The organism is Vibrio sp. M260118 (genome assembly GCF_036533755.1).
In the GTDB taxonomy this organism is placed as follows: domain Bacteria; phylum Pseudomonadota; class Gammaproteobacteria; order Enterobacterales; family Vibrionaceae; genus Vibrio.
On the sequence record NZ_JATABG010000520.1, the window covers coordinates 1 to 1,873 of the forward strand.

General features: G+C 45.9%; 2 protein-coding genes and 1 pseudogene. 1 reads left to right on the plus strand and 2 read right to left on the minus strand.

The window, feature by feature from the left end:
- Positions 1-147: pseudogene (locus QTO00_RS19100) on the plus strand (flap endonuclease Xni); the annotation flags it as partial.
- A gap of 247 nt (positions 148-394) precedes the next feature.
- On the opposite strand, the gene rlmM reads toward QTO00_RS19100, so the two are convergent.
- Both rlmM and QTO00_RS19110 read right to left on the minus strand, forming a co-directional pair.
- Positions 395-1,486, minus strand: a complete 1,092-nt coding sequence (gene rlmM / locus QTO00_RS19105; RefSeq protein WP_331426160.1) for a 23S rRNA (cytidine(2498)-2'-O)-methyltransferase RlmM — start codon at positions 1,484-1,486, stop codon at positions 395-397.
- Positions 1,483-1,863 (minus strand): DUF423 domain-containing protein, encoded by a 381-nt coding sequence (locus QTO00_RS19110; RefSeq protein WP_331426161.1) that lies wholly within the window; start codon positions 1,861-1,863, stop codon positions 1,483-1,485. The genes rlmM and QTO00_RS19110 overlap by 4 nt, the downstream gene beginning before the upstream one ends.
- Positions 1,864-1,873: the final 10 nt, after the last annotated feature.

The following is a 1,873-nucleotide window of genomic DNA, read 5'->3' on the forward strand; positions in this document are numbered from 1 at the left end:
AGCGAAGAGTTACCAGCTAAATATCGCAAAAAGCTGGATGAGCATATTGAATCGGCGCGCAAGTGTAAGCTCATTGCATCGCTAAAGACGGATATGGAACTTGGGTTTAACCTGCAGGATATTCGCTTTACAGGAGCGAATGAGTAAAACGAGAAACGAGAAACGAGAAACGAGCGTTTAAAGGGTTGGCATATAGCGTCAACCCATTCATTTTATTTTTAGATAATTACGCTAAAACAGAAGCAGACACTGCCAGTAATTCTCGACATACTCGCCAAGAACACATCTCGAAGGACGAAGTCCGAACTCGATTCTCGAAACGCAGTGTTCTCGCAGGGCGCAGCCCGTTCCAAAAAGCGTAGCGCTCCCGAAGGACGAAGTCCGATCCCGATTCTTATCGCGGCGAGATATTAGACAAGCACTGAACGTGAACCGTGATCTCTTCTCGATCATGGTAAAGATGCTTAGCTTGCAGTTTGAACTTAACTCCGTTCTCAATAAGGAAAAGTTTTAAATTCTCAATATCTTCTAATACTTCGTCGTAACGACCTTTCATTGGCAGTTTGAGGTTAAAAATCGCCTCTTTCGCCCAACCGCTAATAATCCACTCCCCCATCAACTGAGCAACACGAGAAGGCTTCTCAATCATGTCACAAACCAGCCAAGTTACGTTCTTACGCGCTGGCTCAAACTTAAAGCCGTCTTCTTGGTGATGTTTAACCTGACCGGTTTCCATTAGGGAATCTGCCATCATGCCGTTATCAACTGAGTGAACAAACATTGAGCGCTTAACCAATTGGTAAGTCCAACCGCCAGGACATGCGCCCAAATCTACGCCCCACATACCAGCGGCAAGACGTTCATCCCACTCTTCACGAGGAATAAAGACATGAAATGCCTCTTCAAGTTTAAGTGTTGAGCGACTTGGTGCATCCGCCGGGAACTTAAGACGAGGAATCCCCATAAAGAACTGTGAGTTATTGCTAGGTAAAGAGTAACCAATGAAGCAGTGCGTCGGAGCAACAAAACAGATATGTAATACCGGCTTTTTCGGGCTATCTTTCGGGAACAGGATCTCTTTACCGCGTAAAGCTTGTCGCATTGGCACAGTAAACTTACGACAGAACTTGAGTAGCTCTTTAGCTTCGTTAGTGTCTGGGGTTTCGATGCGAATATCGCCACAACGAGGCATGGTCTCGACAAAGCTTAAGTCATGCAAAATCGGAGTGATACGATCGTCACGTGGCAACTCTTGAATCTCAGCCGCAACAGCGAAGATCTGACGAGCAAAAATCAGTGATTTGAAGTCGAGTTCTTTTACCAGTTTCTGCGCGTCGCCGTCTTGGTAACACTCAAACAGCACGTAACCTGTATTCTTTTTAAGACGTGGGAAACCAAACACTTCTAACTGAGTAGCACGATCTTGAATTTCTCCGGCGCACTCTTTTTCAAAGCCGCTGCGGCAGTAGAGCATTAATTGTTTCACTGATTCACCTCTTTAACCTGTAGTGCTGCGTATACAAACAACCCCCAACCAAGCATAAACGTTAGTCCACCAAATGGCGTGATTGGACCAAACCATTTAATTCCCGTTAATGCCAGCGCATAGAGGCTACCGCTAAAACAAAGGATGCCGATGATAAAGCAAACGGCCGCAAGGGAGAAATATTTTTGTGACTTGAGTGGCAATTTTAGCCCGAGCAGGACGCCACAAAGCAAAATAGCGATGCCATGAATAAACTGGTACTGCACACCCGTTTGAAAAACATCGAGCAAATAGGGTGACAACATCTGCTTCAAACCATGGGCAGCAAACGCGCCTAGCGCTACACCAACTCCACAACCTATGCCCCCTAAAGCCAGACATGACTTA